Origin of the sequence: Stenotrophomonas sp. AS012628 (genome assembly GCF_010608305.1) — a bacterium.
Lineage (GTDB): Bacteria > Pseudomonadota > Gammaproteobacteria > Xanthomonadales > Xanthomonadaceae > Stenotrophomonas > Stenotrophomonas geniculata.
The window spans coordinates 1-275 of sequence record NZ_VMBJ01000130.1; the positions used below are offsets into that span (position 1 = coordinate 1).

Here is a 275-nt window from a genome sequence, read left to right on the forward strand (position 1 = left end):
GGCCACAGCGCATTGCGCGCGAGAAACATCTGCCCGCGGTATTCGACAACCGCCGCCAGGACGGGCAACGGATTGTTCCAGTGCACGAAGCCGCAGTCCTGCGCGGGGCACGCGATGCGCAGGCGGCCGGCGTTGTGCTGCTCGACGAGCGACGTAGCGCATTGGGGGCAGAAGCGGTAGTCGAAGCTCATGGCAGAGAGATGCGTTAGACAGCTTGCTCACAGGCGTTGCGGATGTCGGCGGCGAAGGCTTCCACCGTCTCGGGCTCCACATCC

1 protein-coding gene is annotated in these 275 nt (G+C 65.5%); it reads right to left on the reverse strand.

All coding sequences use genetic code 11. The annotated features are described in order from the left end of the window. On the reverse strand, window positions 1-191 hold a 191-nt coding region (locus G5A07_RS21270; RefSeq protein ID WP_191863975.1), incomplete at its 3' end, for an NUDIX hydrolase. Window positions 192-275 lie beyond the last annotated feature (84 nt).